The organism is Segetibacter sp. 3557_3, assembly GCF_004354985.1.
Lineage (GTDB): Bacteria > Bacteroidota > Bacteroidia > Chitinophagales > Chitinophagaceae > Segetibacter.
Genome location: NZ_SMSK01000007.1, coordinates 149267 through 164703 on the forward strand (window position 1 = coordinate 149267; position 15437 = coordinate 164703).

Here is a 15437-nt window from a genome sequence, read left to right on the forward strand (position 1 = left end):
ACCAAGCTGTCGTCTAGCTGAAGATACCCCCAGGTTTTACTTTCTTTGCCTTTAATGCGTGCATTTTAGAAGCAAGGTTCGATAGGCTGGTTACAAAGACTAACTTCTTTCCCGTTTGCTACAGCTAAAAAGCAAACGCCAATTAACTCCCCTGTTTGATTAAGGAAAAAAACAACGATTTTAGAACCTAGTGCTACAAAATGAATGTTGGGCTGCCATCGTTAGTTCACAAACGACCACCATATGCCTACCCGCACCCATAAACCCGGTGTTGGATAAAATGGCACATAGAAATTGCTTTTGGTAAAAGCCAGTCCTTCATTATTTCTCAACGTGTTCAGATTTTCAGCCCTGACAAATGCCTTGAAGCTTCGTATCCGGAAGTTTAAGAAAGCGGCCACCTCCGGTCGATTACTCACTGTACTTGTATCCTGGTAAAAGAACTGGCCGGTAACCGGTGAATAATTATCGATTCGGTAAGGTGTGGCATACCTGAACTCCAGGCCATAGGATAGCACCAGGTTTTTGAAGGGTGTTGTTTCATGTGCGATCCTGTTTACGGTAAATGCAAGCGGCAGGTTTAACGGGGGATTACCCTGTGTTTGTTGCACATGTAGTTCTGAATACAGGTTCCATTTCCGGCTGAGCTGAAATTTCTTTTCTGCCGATACATGCAGTACATTAAAAAGGGTTGCTTCCTGGTTGGCTTTCAGGAAGTCGTTAAAATAGGTATAGTTGCTTACGAGGTAGTATTCACCTGAGAGGGTAAAACCGCGTGCTGCATTTGAGAGCGATCCATATGCCCTGCTAATATTTTCTTTGTTCAGGTTTCCTACAGTGGTAACCGGGTAGTTGGTTTGGCCGCTATAGATGAAAGAAGGCGTTCGGTTAACGTTTTGAAAACCGGCTTCAAGGTAACCGAGTTTTTGGCTTAACAAACGCTTTAAACTTACCTGTGCCGAATAATCACCACTGTTTAATCCTGCGAAAAAAATCTGGCCCTGGGCCTCGATGTTCCACTTCTGGTTTCGCGTCCTGTTCCGGTATTCGCCATTCGCGATCAGGTTGTAAAAAGATCGCGTACCCGACGATATACCTGATAGTTGGAGGTTTTGCAATGCAATCCCCACTTTAAAAAACTGGTTCAGGTTGTTTTTCTCAGGAAAGGTAATCAGGCTAAAATCATTCATTACCTCTTTCCAGTTGTCTGCAAATAAAACCGTGTCTGGCAGGCCGGCAATTCCAAAGTAGTTTTTATAATTATTTATGCGTTGCGAGTCGTTTATAGAATAATCCTGGTACCGATAATTTTGGCTCGTATAGCGAATATTGTGTTGCAGGCGTAAGCGCGGGTAAAACAACCGGATCAGGGTACTGTCGTTTACACGTATGGAGTCCTTTTGACCAATGTCGTATTGCTGGCGCAAAAGCACAGTGGTTTCATCATACAAATTTCCGGTGACGATCCTGGTATTAAAAGGATTTCTTTGGGGATTCGTGGTTCCACCAAGCCTTGTAGGAATAGTAAATGGATCGTTTAAGCCCGTTTTGTCAAGATCCGCCGGGTTTATAATGCCGCCATTTTCAGATACGTGCAGCCGGTTACTAAAGAAGATACCGTAAACGGTGTATCGCTTATTATTGCTTTGATAAACCCCATTTATCCTGAAGTTATTGTGACTGGCATTCTGGTTTTGATAGTTGCCGGGGGCATTGATAAACCGGTACTGGAAAGCCATATTAAAATCGGACTTTCTGTTCTGTGTGTGTATGATGTTTACCATTTGCTCGGCCTTACCCCCGATCATATACCCCAATTCGGAATATGGGCGGGTAGTTTGGTAAAAGCGCGTGTCTTCCAGGCTAAACCGGTAAAGGTCCAGTGCATGAAATCCCGGATCCCAGCCTGCCTTGAGTAATGGCCTGAAAACAAGTGAACGCGAAGCGGTCCCCAGGTTACCAAGATTTACATACTGCGGTGTAACCGGAAACCGGTTATAGAAATTGCTGATCGACGAGTCTATGGTGCGGATGCGGGTAGAGTCGAAATACCGGAAATAAATGGTAATTGAGTCATCGTTGTTATCCCTGCGCTTTAGTGAGTCGTTACCGCGATTGTTATTTGGTATGGGCCTGCCATTCCGGTCGTACTGTGTTTCGTTGGTGTTTTCGCCAACTCCGCGAAGTCTTTCTGTTCGACGGGGACCTTCCTGGCCATCTACCAATTGGAGACCCATAAATATCGCCAACAGGACACATAGGATTCGCAGGTAGGGTTTAGGCTTCATGAATAGGGCTATGGAGAAAAGAAACGTGCAAAATAAAGGTATTGCTGCTAAGAAAAGGCTAAATCATCACCATCTACCATGGTGGCACTTTGGATCATTTGATGAGCATAGTGCTGCCGAATAGCAGGCTAAACTTCCTGGACCAGCCTGACAAATAATGCTGTCAACTTTGGTTCGGCTTCCTTCGCAGCCATCAGTACTTCTTCGTGGGTAATAATGTTTTCGTCGTCGCGAATGCCCAGGTCGGTGATTACACTAACGGCAAACACCTCCATGCCCATATGCCGGGCGGCTATCGTTTCCTGTACGGTGCTCATGCCAACGGCATCGCCGCCGAGGAGATGTATTAGGTTATACTCAGCGCGTGTTTCGAAAGTGGGACCCGTTACTCCTACATATACCCCCGTGTGAATCGGCAGTCGCATGGTCTCCGCGATAGTCTTCGCCTTTTCAACCAGGCGTTTGCTATAAGGTTCACTCATATCAGGAAAACGGGGACCAAGTTGGTCTTCGTTTTTGCCCACCAGCGGATTGTTGGTAAAAAAGCTAATATGGTCCTTGATGATCATCAATTCGCCAACTGCAAAGTTTTTGTTGGTACCACCGGCTGCATTGGATAATAACAACGTTTCAACGCCCAGCGCTTTCATCACCCTAATTGGATAGCAAACCTGTGCAGCCGTATAACCTTCGTAAAAGTGAAAACGACCTGCCATCGCCACAACTTTTTTGCCTCCCAGCTCACCAAAGATCAATTTGCCGCTGTGGCCCTCGACGGTACTCACCGGAAAATGCGGAACCTGGTTGTAAGCAATTTCGGTTTCAACCTGCATTTCGCTTACAAAGTTTCCGAGGCCACTTCCGAGCACTATCCCGATCTGCGGAGTAATCGCATATTGTTGACGGATATAAGCAACGGTTTCCTTTAGTTGATCTGTTAGCAGCATAAATGATTTTTTAGAATTCCAACAAATATAATGGTAATGAACATTGTACTCCCGATGGTCGCCCGGAACAGGCCCTAACCCGCAGGAAGGCAGAAAGACTCATCAGCGCGGTATACCTGAACAAAAACTGTCGAAAGCAAGTTTTTAAAAACAAAAAAGCCTTCCGGGGGGAAGGCCTTTAAAATAAGATAGCAGATTTATTTTGCCGGAGCTGGTGCGCTGGCAAGCAGGTAAACGCCAATATTTACGTCTTTTGAAGCCCTGTTAGGATCGTAAGTGACACCCCACATCGTTCTGTCAAATGAGAAATGGGCAAATCCAAAAAAACGTTTTTCATCAGCACTATTGATGGTAACAGGGAAACTTAGTGGCAAGGTGTTTCCTTTTAAAGTGAAGTTGCCGGTAAGGGTTGCATTTGTTGCGTCCTTGTAGTCAACCTTAGTAATTTCGAAAGTAGCTTCAGGAAACTTTTCTGTTTCAAGAAAATCTTTTCCCATTAAGTGCTTTACAAGACTGTTCTCTTTTGGATTGTCAACGAAGTCCGTTGCATTCAGTGAAGTAACATCAATCACGAAAGTTCCGCCAACAAGCTTGTTGTTCTCCAGTTGAACTTCGCCGCTTTTAAGCTTGATGATACCATTGTGGTAGCCTGTTTTCTTAGTGGCCGCCCAGTCGATTTTACTGGCATCGGTTGAAATACTCATTTTCGTAACTTCTGCACGGTTGGTAAATGCCCAGCCTGCCAAAGCCATAATTACGACTGCAAATAGGATTCTCATTTGTGGTTTTTTTTGGACATAAAGATAGTAGAATTCAGATATCAATGGCGCAACAACGAAACTTTGACAATTCATTGACTAAAATCCGGAAATCTCAGCTCGGGGGTATCTGGCATGGAAAATTCCGTGGTGGAAGCATTATATCCCGGCGCCTCTCCCGGACAAATTCTTAAGGGTCAAAAAAAATTATAGCACAGGATAAGCAATTTGTAATTCTGTTATCTTCGCCAAAATTATGCTATATGAACTTGCATGAATACCAGGCTAAGGAACTGCTGAAAAAGTACAATGTACCGGTACAGGAAGGTGTTGCCGTTGATACGGTAATGGCTGCCGAAGAAGCTTACCGGAAAATCAAAATTGATACCGGCAATAACTTCGCCGTAGTTAAAGCCCAGATACATGCGGGTGGTCGCGGAAAGGGAAAGATCGAGGGAAAAGAACAACGTGGCGTGGCAGTCGGAAAAAGCGTTGACGACATCACCAATATTGCGAAGAACATTCTTGGCGGCACACTTGTAACCATTCAAACAGGTCCTGCCGGTAAAAAGGTAAACAAGATCCTGATCGCGCAGGACGTATATTATAGCGGACCAAATCCAACTAAAGAATTTTACCTCAGTATTTTGCTCGACAGAACCAAAGGGCAGAATGTAATTATGTACAGCACTGAAGGCGGCATGGATATCGAAGAAGTTGCGCACAACACTCCTGAAAAAATATTTAAAGAGTGGGTTCACCCGGGTGGCGCATTACAAGGTTTCCAGGCACGAAAAATTGCCTTCAACCTTGGTCTTAGCGGAGAGTCGTTTAAGAGCTGCGTTAAATTTGTGACCAGCCTTTACAATGCCTATGTTGGACTGGATTGCAGCATGCTGGAGATAAACCCGCTTTTCAAAACCAGCGATGACAAGATTATTGCGGTGGACTGCAAAATGAACCTTGACGAAAATGCGTTGATGCGCCATAACGACCTGGCCGCCATGCGCGACGTTTCTGAAGAGGATCCTACCGAAGTTGAAGCAGGCCAATACAACCTGAACTTTGTTAAGCTGGATGGTAACGTGGGTTGCATGGTTAATGGTGCCGGACTTGCGATGGCGACGATGGATATGATCAAACTTAGTGGTGGTGAGCCAGCTAACTTCCTGGATGTAGGTGGTAGCGCAAACGCACAAACTGTTGAAGCAGGATTTAAGATCATCCTTAAAGACCCCAATGTTAAAGCTATACTGATTAACATCTTTGGTGGTATTGTTCGTTGCGACAGGGTTGCTGCCGGTGTTATCGAAGCTTTTAATAAACTTGGAAACATCAACATCCCCATCATCGTACGTTTACAAGGTACCAATGCAGAGGAAGCAAAAAAATTGATAGACGAAAGCGGATTGAAGGTGCAAAGCGCTATCCTGCTTAGTGAAGCAGCAGACCTGGTGAAGAAAGCAGTAGCTTAATTGCGTTACTCTTAGCTTAAACAAACCGGTTGTTACTATTGCTCTTTAATTGCTAGACGAGCAAATCTTACAATAGATCCCACCCAAGCGGTGGGATTTTTTTATTTTAATATTTTAGGCAGGCGAACCTGCGATGGCCAGGTGGAATCGTAAATGGCCAATCCTGCCTGGTGTTTTATGGGCTTATATTCGCATTGTAAAAAGAAGCTTACCATTACCCATCTATTATGCTAGACGTAGTTATCCGGAAGATTCAACTTGAAGATAATGCCGGATTGGCGCGGATTATCCGGTCCTCGTTAGCAGAGTTCGGCGCCAATAAGCCAGGGACGGTTTATTACGACGAGTCTACCGATCATCTTTTTGAGTTGTTCCATGAGCCTGGAAGCATTTACTACATCGCTGAAAAACAGGGGGAACTGGTTGGTGGTGCAGGTATATTTCCGTCGCCGGGCCTGCCGGAAGCCACTTGCGAATTGGTGAAAATGTACCTTTCCCCGGGAGTTAGGGGCCTGGGGCTCGGCAGGTTGCTCATTGATAAATGCCTGCAATTCGCAACAGAAACCGGCTACAGGCAGGTGTACATCGAAACCATGCCTGAATTAAGAAAAGCTGTAACCGTTTATGAAAAGTTTGGTTTCAATTACCTTGATGGCCCGCTTGGAAATACCGGTCATTTTGGTTGCGATGTATGGATGCTAAAAAAACTGGACACTCAAGAGTCGCAACCGTAACCCGCTTTTACCCATTCCCATCTACCAGTGCCGAATAGGTCGTACTTATATCCACATACAGGTTTGCTATTCTTACGCTCTGATGGTTCTTCGATTTTAACTCGCGTACAATTGTTACAGGGTTGTTTCAACCCTCCCGCCTTCGAGTGAGTAGGCATGGTTAAACGGGGTTCGTGTAAACAACCCTCTGTAGTTTAGCGCATATGGGGCTACTACCTATATTTTAAAACATTGCAAAGAACGCCACCTACACGAGGGTATCAGAAAGGATATCTGTAGTTGTATAGCGGTACGGCACTTTATGCCCGGCACGGGTGCTTCGGCAGGCGATTAGCAAACAACTGGTATTCCCCGGTACAATGCGCACCAAACGCGTTTCTTGCACCGGCTTGCGTTAAGGATTGAAGCGGATACCCCGCTGAAGGTTGTGCAGCGCGGACTTGTGGCGGAGTAGGAGCGCAAAGCCTGACCCTTGCGCAGCTTGGGGAACGCCCAACGTCTTGTAACAGCAATACAGGGAATACAGCACCCAGCGTAGCAAAAGGCGAATACAACTCCATAATAACATAGTACGCGTCCAGGAATATTGTTGACCGAGCTTTCATGCGGAAGCAAGGAATATGGTTGCATTTATGCCCGAAATCCTGGCGATGCCGGTTTGGAATGTAAACCCTTGAAGGATTGTTGACAGGCCAGGATGCAAGCCTATGCATTAATTACTTCAACCTCGTAAACAGGGCTAAACAGGTAGTATTTTCCGGTAGCCATTTCCTGGCAGCGATAGCGTTTTCTGAGCTTCTCCCCTTTTTTGAACACCCTGCCATCTTTTAGCCGGAACAGCTGGCCGGTTTGCAGGTCTTCAATCAGCAGGTGATTGAGTTTCTGTTTATCGTACCTGCGGAGGATACGCATGAGGCCGTCTTCGGCACAGCTGCTTGCGGCAGGGTTAACAAGGGATGCGGCAAGCTCTTTTTCAACGTCGGGCGGAAAGATGTTTTTGCCCAGGAACCTGGCGAGCAGGTCGCCGAAGATCTTTTTCCATTCCCTGCCATGCGACTGTACTTTATGCCCATACTGATCGAAGGTGAGCAGGTGTGCAAGCTCGTGTAACAGGGTAATCAGGAATGCGTATGGGTTGAGATTGCCATTAACACTAATCCGGTGATTGCGGTTGTTGTGTGCATTGCGGTAGTCGCCAAGAATGCTTGCGCGTTCCCGGGAAATGGTGAGGTGGACCTTATATTTTTGGATGTAAGCCGCAACCTGTTCGAAAGTGTTTTCAGGAATGAAAGCGCTAAGCGCCTGGAGCGGCTGCTCAGTTTTTGGCATCTTTGTTTAATTTGCTTTGCTTCATCACAATCGACATTTCGATAAATGTGTAAAGCAAGTAAAGACCCATCATGATAAAAATGGCCGGCTTATTTACCTGTTTGCCGGCAGATAGAATATAAAAAAAAGCTGCCGTCGCACAAGCCATTAATTTCAATAAAATTCCCCCGTAAGCGTTGCGTAGAAAGGCCTGGGTACTTTGGGCATTGAGCCCCTTGGTGAGCATATGCAGTGACACAACTGTGATCAGGTAAATGACCAGGTTTCCGCCACTTAATATTTGCCAGTCTATGCCTCTTGCCTGCAGGAAATTCCGGAACAGGATAATGAGCGCCCCCAATACCAGGAAAATCACCACCAGGGGCAACATTGTTTTATTGAACATCAATTCTTTTTTGAGGTGTCTTTTATGATTTGGTAAATCATGGCAGTGATGACAAGCAAGGGCAGGATCCAAACGAATAAAGGGGTTGAGAATGCTAACCACGCATCCAATTTCATCCCTATCCACACGGCCAGTGCGAGCCCAACCAGAAGCTGCATTGTTAAGCCTGCGTACTTCAGCAATAAGTTGTTGTTAGAACTTCCGCGTTGCTGGCTAGCCATAAATATCTGTTGTTCTGCAAAGATGCGAAACGAAGGGGTACAGGCGGGGGAAAAGTTTTGGGAACGCCAATCAGCCCCGGATCAATCGGTAGACCGCTCGGGCCGGGGGACCTTTATGATCGTAGTATCGAGGTTTAAACCTGCGTCGCCGGTTAATACCTGCCGGAGATTGTTCATGTACTGATCCTTCATTCTCATAGCGCTTTCGAGCGAATCGGTTCGAAACTTCAACAGTTGCAGATCCTTGCGTGCTGTTTGACTGCCATAGCCGGGAACATACTGTTTGAGAGGGGTAAATACAATTATTGCAACGGTAAAACCAACCAGGATAACAAATATGCTGCTAAACATGGCATAAACACTGAAACGGGAAAGTTTAAACGTCACAACTTCTTCATAGGTATCATCGTTCATGATAACGAGCCGGTAGCGGTTTCGCAACCGTTTAAGTGTACTGTGCGCCTGGGGTTTTGCCATAGTGTTTTGCAAAGGTTAAAGGTACTGGAATGTACAGCCGAACCGAAAAATAACCTTACTTTTAAATTATTTCTATGCTGTTCTATTTGCTAAATCTGAGTCAGTTCATGAAGGATATCAGGTGTTGTTTTCTCTTGATTTTGCTGGCTGCTTTATGCCTTCCGGCTACCGCCCAGGTGGGTACCGATGTTGAATTACAAAAGCCACAGAAGTACGAAAACCGCAAATTACGTTCTGAGAAAACCGGCGAGAAAAAGTTTACCCTACCAAGAAGGATTGCCCAAAATACCTTTACCCATTACAACTATTATTTTAATGCAAACCTGCGGCTGAACGAAGTTTTGGAGCGGGCAAAAGCTGCAAACAAAGACGATTACGCCCACCTGTTACCTTTTTACAATTATTCACTTGAAGCAACCAAAGAAGAAGCTCCCGAACTTGACTCCGTAATCTATAAGTCGACTGCCGGCATTCTGTTACACGATCTGCGAAACGACTGGATCGATAATATGTACCTGATACTTGCAAAAGCATACTTCTACAAAAAGGATTTCGATTCAGCAGCTTTGACCCTGCAGTACCTGAATTTTGCTTTTGCTCCAAAAGAAGACGGCGGTTACGACATTCCAATTGGAAGTAATTCGAGCAATGAGTCGGGTGAATTTAGTATTGCGACAAAGGAGAAAGGAAACATCTTTAAAAGGGCAATCAGCCGGCCACCTAGCCGGAATGAGAGCTTTATCTGGCAGATCCGCAACCACATTGAACTTAATGAACTTGCCGAGGCTGCTGGAATCATCGAAATTTTGCGGACTGACCCCAACTTTCCGAAACGCCTGGACACTGACCTTAACGAGGTAATGTCGTACTGGTTTTATAAGCAGCAGGTTTACGACAGTTCGGCTTATTACCTTTCCAAAGCACTTAACGAGGCGGGCAACCGCCAGGAGTATGCCCGGTGGGAGTTCCTTATAGGACAAATGTACCAGCTGGCCAACATGCCGGAACAAGCAATCGACTACTACGCACGCTGTATAAAACACACCAATGACCCGGTGATGGATGTTTATGCCCGGCTCAACGCTATCCGCATTCATCGCGACAACGACAAAAAAGACGTACTGCAGGAGAACATATCGGAATTGCTCAAGCTGGCGAAAAAAGACAAATATGAAAATTACCGCGACATCATCTATTATGCTGCGGCAAAAATGGAGTTGGAGCGAAAAGGTTTTGCAGCTGCAGAAGAGCATTTGCTGAAGAGTGTTAAGTATACCAACAACAACCCGGTACAACGCAGTGAGTCGTTCCTGCTACTTGCCGACATTAATTATGACCGGAAAAACTATACCAATGCTTATAACTACTATGACAGTACCGTTGTAGGCATGTTGGCCCTTGAAGAAGATAAGCAGCGGGCAACCCTTCGTAAGCCGCCATTGAAAACCATCAGCGATAACATTCTTGCGGTTTACACCCAGGATAGCCTGCAAGCCCTGGCGAAGTTGCCCGCCGAACAACGCGAAGCGATTATCCGCAAAAAGAGCCGGCAGCTTCGCCGCGAAAGCGGCCTTAAGGAGGACGATACACAAACACAGAATAGCGCGGTTGTTCGTGAAACCGCTGCGAACCTGTTTGCAGATGATTCAAAGTCAACAGACTTCTACTTTTATAATGCTTCTTCAAAGGCGCGGGGCTTTAGCGAGTTCAAGAGTCGTTGGGGTCAACGGCCGAATGTAGATAACTGGAGAAGGCAATCGGCAGTTAGGGTTCAGGCTAACCAGATGACCAGCGTGCCCGACATTCTGAGCCCGAACATCACTCCCGGGGCGGGCGCACAACAGGACATTTCTTACGAAGGCCTGGCAGGTGCTGTGCCGCTTACCGAAGAAAAGCTTTCAGTTAGTAACAAAAGCGTACGTGATGCGCTTTTCAGCACTGCACAAACCTTTCACCTTAAGCTTGAAGATTTTCCATCAGCAATCGAAGCTTACGAAGAACTGTTACGCCGGTTCCCCGACTCGGATTATACCAGCGAATCATTATTTAGCCTGGTTTACTGTTACCGGAAAATGGGCAATGTTGAAAGATCGGATGCTTATGCAAAACAATTGCTTGCTACCGATCCCACAGGAAAGTGGTCGCAAATGCTAAAAAATCCTGCATCCACAAAAACTGAACTGGCCACAAATCCCGCAACTAAAAAGTACGAAGAAATCTATAACCTGTTTCTTGAAGGTTCTTTTGAAAGGGCCAAAAACGAGAAGCGGACTGCCGACAGTATCTATGGCAAAAACTACTGGACACCACAATTGTTGTACATAGAGGCGATTTACTACATAAAACAGCGGGAAGATAGCACAGCACTTAAGTCGCTGCGAAGCCTAACAAGTATGTATCGCGGAACACCCATGGCAGATAAGGCATTTACGATGATTGATGTACTGGGTCGCCGCCTGTACATTGAAGACTATTTAACCAAGCTGGATGTTACCCGAGCTGAAGAACGGCCGGCTGTGGCTGTAGGCAATACCAACCCACCGGTTTCGATTATCCCGGAAATCAAAATACCTGCCAGAGACTCTGTAGCGAAGACAACCACCCTCCCACCGGCTACAAAGCCTGCACAAACCATTACGAACCCGCCGGTCACCAACAATCCGCCGGTTACAAAAAACCAGCCAGTTACCAACAACCAGCCGGTTACCAACAACCCGCCGGTTGTTACAACGAAACCCCCGGCCACCGTTACCACCCCACCAACCACAACACCAACTAATCCTCCCGTAACCACGCCTGTAAAAAAGGATAGCGTTGCCCGGCCGCCAGTCGTAAACAAGAACTTTACTTTTGTTCCTTCGGATGCACACTACGTAGTGGTGCTGCTTGACAAGGTTGATGAGGTTTATGCAAGTGAGGCGAGGAATGCCTTCAACAGGTACAACCGTCAAAACCTGGGTAATCAAAAAATTGACATCACCGGGTTGCAACTTGATCCTCGTTATCATATGGTACTGCAGGGTCCGTTAACAGATGCCACAACGGCAATGACCTACATCGACAACGTACAACCAATTGCCGGAAGCCGTATTGTTCCGTGGTTAAGCAGGGACAAGTATACGTTTTTACTAATCAGTGCTGCAAACCTGGAACTACTAAAAGCGAACAAAGACATGGCTGCTTACAGGCAATTACTTCAACAGGCTTTCCCCGGTAAATTTTAACGATTACCGCCGCAATCTGTAAGTACTTTTATAGCTTTACAGCCCTTATCTGTAACCCGGCTCTAGTGCTCAAACGGCTTCATCCAGGCCCATGAATTCAACTGATTTTCACAGGCCTGGATCTTAAAAACTTACAAATGGCAAAAAAAGTAGCCAGGAAATCTGGTATGCGCACCTCTGTTAAGATATTCTGGAGAGTGGTGCTGATTGGCTTCGCATCATTCATTTTGGTATTACTGCTCGCCAATTGGGGAATGTTTGGAAAGATGCCTTCGATCGAAGACCTTGAAAATCCCTCTGCCTCGCTTGCGAGCGAGGTAATTGCAGACGATGGAACGGTGATGGGAAAGTACCTGTTGCAGGACAGGAGCAATGCCGAATTCAAAGACATTAACAAGCACATTGTTAACGCACTGATCGCTACCGAAGATGAGCGCTTTTACAGCCATAGCGGTATTGATGCACGTTCTGTAGGCAGGGCCATCTTTAAGCTTGGCCGGGATGGTGGCGCCAGTACAATTTCGCAGCAGCTTGCTTTTAATCTTTTTAACGGCAACCGGGCACGGAACCCCTTTTCCAGGGCGATGCAGAAGTTGAAAGAATGGATCATTGCCATTAAACTTGAGCGGAACTTTACTAAAGACGAAATACTTGCCCTGTACCTGAACACCGTACCATTTGGCGACAATGTTTATGGTATTCGGAATGCCTCCCGCACATTCTTTCAAAAGGATCCTGATGTGGTTACCATAGAGGAAGCAGCTGTTCTGATTGGTATGCTTAAAGGTTCAACGCTATATAACCCAAGAGTTAATCCCAAACTTGCCCTCGATCGCCGAAATACCGTTCTTGACCAAATGGTCAGAAACAAATTTATTGGTGATTCTGAAGCTGAACGCCTGAAAAAACAGCCTATAGAACTGAACTACAAAAAGATGAACGAGACAGCCGGTCTCGGTCCATATTTCAGGATGGTATTGGGCGAAGAAATGAAGAAGTGGTGTAAGGAACATACCAAACCCAATGGTGATCAGTATAACCTATATCGCGATGGTTTAAAGATTTACACCACGATCAATCCAAGAATGCAGGTGTACGCTGAGGAGGCTGTTTCGAAGCATGTAAGCTACATGCAGAAGATATTGAACTCCCAATCAAATGTCAGAAAGGGCACTGTTTGGAAGGGTTTTGAAAATGTACTTGAAACGGCCATGCGCAACAGTGATCGGTGGAAAAACGGTAAGCGCGACGGTGTAGCAGATGCCGATCTCAAAAAGACCTTCCATAAAAAAACAAGGATGAAGATATTCGCCTGGAACAACAAACGTGAGGCGGATACCACTATGACTCCATACGACTCGATCAAATACCACCGGCAAATGCTGCAGGCTGGCTTTATGGTAATGGATCCGCTTAGCGGAGAAATTAAGGCCTGGGTTGGCGGCATTGATTTTAAAACCTTTAAGTTCGACCACGTTAATGTAAACACCAAGCGGCAGGTAGGTTCAACCATAAAACCCCTGTTGTATGCACTTGCAATTGAAGAGGCAGGCTTCAATCCAAATACGACTGTAACTGATATGCAGCAAAACTTTGGTACCTATGGCCAGGTGCCTGCAACTACAGGTACCTGTACCGGCCGGTCAATGCCGATGTCGCAGGCACTTGCATTTTCGCGGAACTGTGCATCAGCATACATTATGAAACAGTTGGGCAATAACGGCAACGACGGACCTAAACGTTTTGTTGAGTTCCTGAAAAACTGTAACCTGCAAACCAAGATTGAACCTTACCCTGCAATCGCGTTGGGAAGTTGCGAAATATCCTTATACGAAATGATGCAGGGATACAGCATGTTCCCGGGTAGAGGTTTCAATTCAAAGCCACTGATGATCGCACGGATTGAGGACAGAAATGGCAACGTGCTTGAGAACTTTTTGCCTGCGCGCAGAAAAGAAGTGATCAGTGAAGTGACTGCTTATGAAATGGCGCTGATGATGCAGGGCGTAATCCAGTTTGGTACAGGCCGAAGAATGAACAGCTATGGGGTATCGGGTGAGATTGCAGGTAAAACAGGTACAACAAACGATAACAGCGACGCATGGTTTATGGGCTATACACCGCAACTACTTGCGGGCGCGTGGGTAGGCTGCGACGACCGTTTTATCCGTTTCAACAGTACCGACGTTGGCCAGGGCTCCTCAGCTGCACTTCCAATCTGGGCTTATTTTTACAACAAAGCATTGAACGATAAAAGCCTGGCGCTCGACAGAAATGCCAAGTTTTCGAAACCTGAAGTAATGGACAACGATGTCATCTTCGATTACCTAAACCGTTTGCCTGCTAATAACCAGCAGTTTGGTGCTGAGGGTGAAGACGTCGGCAATGGTAATTCGGACGATTATGATATTCCTGTTGCGCCTCCGCAGGAAATTGGCGCAGAAAGCGATATTCCCGCTGAGAAAACCAAGCCGGGTACCCAACCAAAACCGGTGGACGATCCAGCCGTGAAAAAAGAGGAGAAAACTAATGTTGTAAAGCCTGAAGAAGAAGACGATGAAAACCTTTCTCCAAGAGAAAGGCGGAAGAAAAAAAGGCAGGAGCGCCGCGAAAAAGAAAATGATGAGGCACCTGCCACCACACCAAAAGCGGTAATGCCCCGACAACGCTAAACAACAATCTATTTTTCGAAGCTGCCCCTAAACAAGGCGGCTTTTTTTGTACCATAGCCTGAGCAAAGTGCTGAACGGGTTTATAGCACGGTGAGCCCGGGCAAATCAGGAATGTGCACCTTTCCTGCTTTGCCGGCTACCACTTACTTGTACACGGAGAACAAAACAGGTGGTTCCATATTTGCACCTGGTGAGCATAATCATTTCAAATGACGACGAGGTACTGGGTGGGTTGTTCCGGGTTTCATTATAAGCATTGGCGCGGCTTGTTCTATCCAAAAGGGGTTCCACAAAAGAATTGGTTTGAGTTCTACCTGCAACACTTTAATACCCTGGAACTGAATGTTACCTTTTACCGGTTTCCCCGACCGGCACTAATGGAGAATTGCTACGAAAAGAGCCCGGCCGAATTTAAATTTTCGGTGAAGATGAATAAAGCCATAACCCATTACAAGCAGTTTAACGACACTGCCGGAATGATAGCAGACTTTTACGGAACCATAAAGGAAGGATTAAAAGAAAAATTGGGATGCGTACTGTTTCAATTGCCACCAAGAACAAAGTATACCCCGGAACGACTTGATAAAATTATCAACAGCCTGGATCTTGCCTTTAACAACGTTTTGGAATTCAGGCATAACAGCTGGTGGGATGCTGATGTTTTTGCTACCATGTCGAAGCATAATGTAGGCTTTTGCGGAATGAGCCACCCGGAGTACCCCGACAACCTTATCGCTACCACGGGAACGGCCTACTACCGCTTTCACGGTGTTCCCCTGTTATATAAGTCGGCCTATACAGAGAGGAACTCTACCGGATCGCAGAACAAACGGAGGATTTGGGAAAAGTAAAAGAAGCCTATTTCTACTTCAATAACGACATAGATGCATCAGCCATTGGCAATGCCAGGCAATTGCAGGCTTATTT

General features: G+C 46.0%; 12 protein-coding genes. 5 read left to right on the top strand and 7 right to left on the bottom strand.

Annotated features, from left to right (window positions below):
- Positions 1–221: 221 nt before the first annotated feature.
- The 3 genes from EXU57_RS12880 to EXU57_RS12890 all read right to left on the bottom strand — a co-directional run bounded on the left by EXU57_RS12880 (position 222) and on the right by EXU57_RS12890 (position 4014).
- Positions 222–2288: a putative porin gene (locus EXU57_RS12880; protein ID WP_133268627.1), complete on the bottom strand. Its 2067-nt coding sequence runs from the start codon at positions 2286–2288 to the stop codon at positions 222–224.
- A 128-nt stretch (positions 2289–2416) separates the two neighbouring features.
- The gene (locus EXU57_RS12885; protein WP_133268628.1) at positions 2417–3235 is read right to left on the bottom strand and encodes a purine-nucleoside phosphorylase; all 819 of its coding nucleotides are present in this window, start codon (positions 3233–3235) and stop codon (positions 2417–2419) included.
- Positions 3236–3432: 197 nt separating this feature from the next.
- A complete protein-coding gene (locus tag EXU57_RS12890) occupies positions 3433–4014 on the bottom strand; it encodes a YceI family protein (protein WP_165958128.1) in 582 nt (193 codons plus the stop codon).
- A 242-nt stretch (positions 4015–4256) separates the two neighbouring features.
- On the opposite strand from EXU57_RS12890, the gene sucC reads away from it, so the two are divergent.
- Together sucC and EXU57_RS12900 are read left to right on the top strand one after the other, a co-directional pair.
- Positions 4257–5468, top strand: a complete 1212-nt coding sequence (sucC, locus tag EXU57_RS12895; protein ID WP_133268630.1) for an ADP-forming succinate--CoA ligase subunit beta — start codon at positions 4257–4259, stop codon at positions 5466–5468.
- A gap of 227 nt (positions 5469–5695) precedes the next feature.
- Positions 5696–6202 (top strand): GNAT family N-acetyltransferase, encoded by a 507-nt coding sequence (locus tag EXU57_RS12900; RefSeq protein WP_133268631.1) that lies wholly within the window; start codon positions 5696–5698, stop codon positions 6200–6202.
- 705 nt (positions 6203–6907) lie between these two features.
- Here the strand turns inward: EXU57_RS12900 and EXU57_RS12905 are convergent.
- From EXU57_RS12905 to EXU57_RS12915, 4 genes are all read right to left on the bottom strand, one after another.
- A complete protein-coding gene (locus EXU57_RS12905) occupies positions 6908–7531 on the bottom strand; it encodes a SprT-like domain-containing protein (RefSeq protein WP_133268632.1) in 624 nt (207 codons plus the stop codon).
- Positions 7518–7916 carry a hypothetical protein gene (locus EXU57_RS12910; RefSeq protein ID WP_133268633.1) on the bottom strand — a complete coding sequence of 133 codons (399 nt, stop codon included), beginning with the start codon at positions 7914–7916 and terminating at the stop codon, positions 7518–7520. Before EXU57_RS12910 ends, EXU57_RS12905 begins: the two co-directional genes overlap by 14 nt.
- Positions 7916–8137, bottom strand: a complete 222-nt coding sequence (locus EXU57_RS25890; RefSeq protein WP_410528412.1) for an AtpZ/AtpI family protein — start codon at positions 8135–8137, stop codon at positions 7916–7918. Before EXU57_RS25890 ends, EXU57_RS12910 begins: the two co-directional genes overlap by 1 nt.
- A gap of 81 nt (positions 8138–8218) precedes the next feature.
- Positions 8219–8614, bottom strand: coding sequence for a hypothetical protein (locus tag EXU57_RS12915; protein WP_133268634.1), 396 nt, complete (start codon positions 8612–8614; stop codon positions 8219–8221).
- Between the two features lie 107 nt (positions 8615–8721).
- Here EXU57_RS12915 and EXU57_RS12920 point away from each other — a divergent pair, with 107 nt between their 5' ends.
- From EXU57_RS12920 to EXU57_RS12930, 3 genes are all read left to right on the top strand, one after another.
- Positions 8722–11838, top strand: a complete 3117-nt coding sequence (locus EXU57_RS12920; RefSeq protein ID WP_165958129.1) for a tetratricopeptide repeat protein — start codon at positions 8722–8724, stop codon at positions 11836–11838.
- 137 nt (positions 11839–11975) lie between these two features.
- A complete protein-coding gene (locus tag EXU57_RS12925; RefSeq protein ID WP_243745587.1) occupies positions 11976–14510 on the top strand; it encodes a transglycosylase domain-containing protein in 2535 nt (844 codons plus the stop codon).
- 209 nt (positions 14511–14719) lie between these two features.
- Positions 14720–15361: a DUF72 domain-containing protein gene (locus tag EXU57_RS12930; RefSeq protein WP_207955473.1), complete on the top strand. Its 642-nt coding sequence runs from the start codon at positions 14720–14722 to the stop codon at positions 15359–15361.
- Positions 15362–15437: the final 76 nt, after the last annotated feature.

Excerpts from the sequence above, each read along its gene's own strand:
- EXU57_RS12930 (WP_207955473.1), top strand. The coding sequence starts at position 14,720 with ATGACGACGAGGTACTGGGTGGGTTGTTCCGGGTTTCATTATAAGCAT.
- EXU57_RS12890 (WP_165958128.1), bottom strand. The coding sequence starts at position 4,014 with ATGAGAATCCTATTTGCAGTCGTAATTATGGCTTTGGCAGGCTGGGCA.
- EXU57_RS12910 (WP_133268633.1), bottom strand. The coding sequence starts at position 7,916 with ATGTTCAATAAAACAATGTTGCCCCTGGTGGTGATTTTCCTGGTATTG.
- EXU57_RS12900 (WP_133268631.1), top strand. The coding sequence starts at position 5,696 with ATGCTAGACGTAGTTATCCGGAAGATTCAACTTGAAGATAATGCCGGA.
- EXU57_RS12920 (WP_165958129.1), top strand. The coding sequence starts at position 8,722 with ATGAAGGATATCAGGTGTTGTTTTCTCTTGATTTTGCTGGCTGCTTTA.
- EXU57_RS12885 (WP_133268628.1), bottom strand. The coding sequence starts at position 3,235 with ATGCTGCTAACAGATCAACTAAAGGAAACCGTTGCTTATATCCGTCAA.
- EXU57_RS12915 (WP_133268634.1), bottom strand. The coding sequence starts at position 8,614 with ATGGCAAAACCCCAGGCGCACAGTACACTTAAACGGTTGCGAAACCGC.
- EXU57_RS25890 (WP_410528412.1), bottom strand. The coding sequence starts at position 8,137 with ATGGCTAGCCAGCAACGCGGAAGTTCTAACAACAACTTATTGCTGAAG.
- EXU57_RS12905 (WP_133268632.1), bottom strand. The coding sequence starts at position 7,531 with ATGCCAAAAACTGAGCAGCCGCTCCAGGCGCTTAGCGCTTTCATTCCT.
- EXU57_RS12925 (WP_243745587.1), top strand. The coding sequence starts at position 11,976 with ATGGCAAAAAAAGTAGCCAGGAAATCTGGTATGCGCACCTCTGTTAAG.
- EXU57_RS12880 (WP_133268627.1), bottom strand. The coding sequence starts at position 2,288 with ATGAAGCCTAAACCCTACCTGCGAATCCTATGTGTCCTGTTGGCGATA.
- sucC (WP_133268630.1), top strand. The coding sequence starts at position 4,257 with ATGAACTTGCATGAATACCAGGCTAAGGAACTGCTGAAAAAGTACAAT.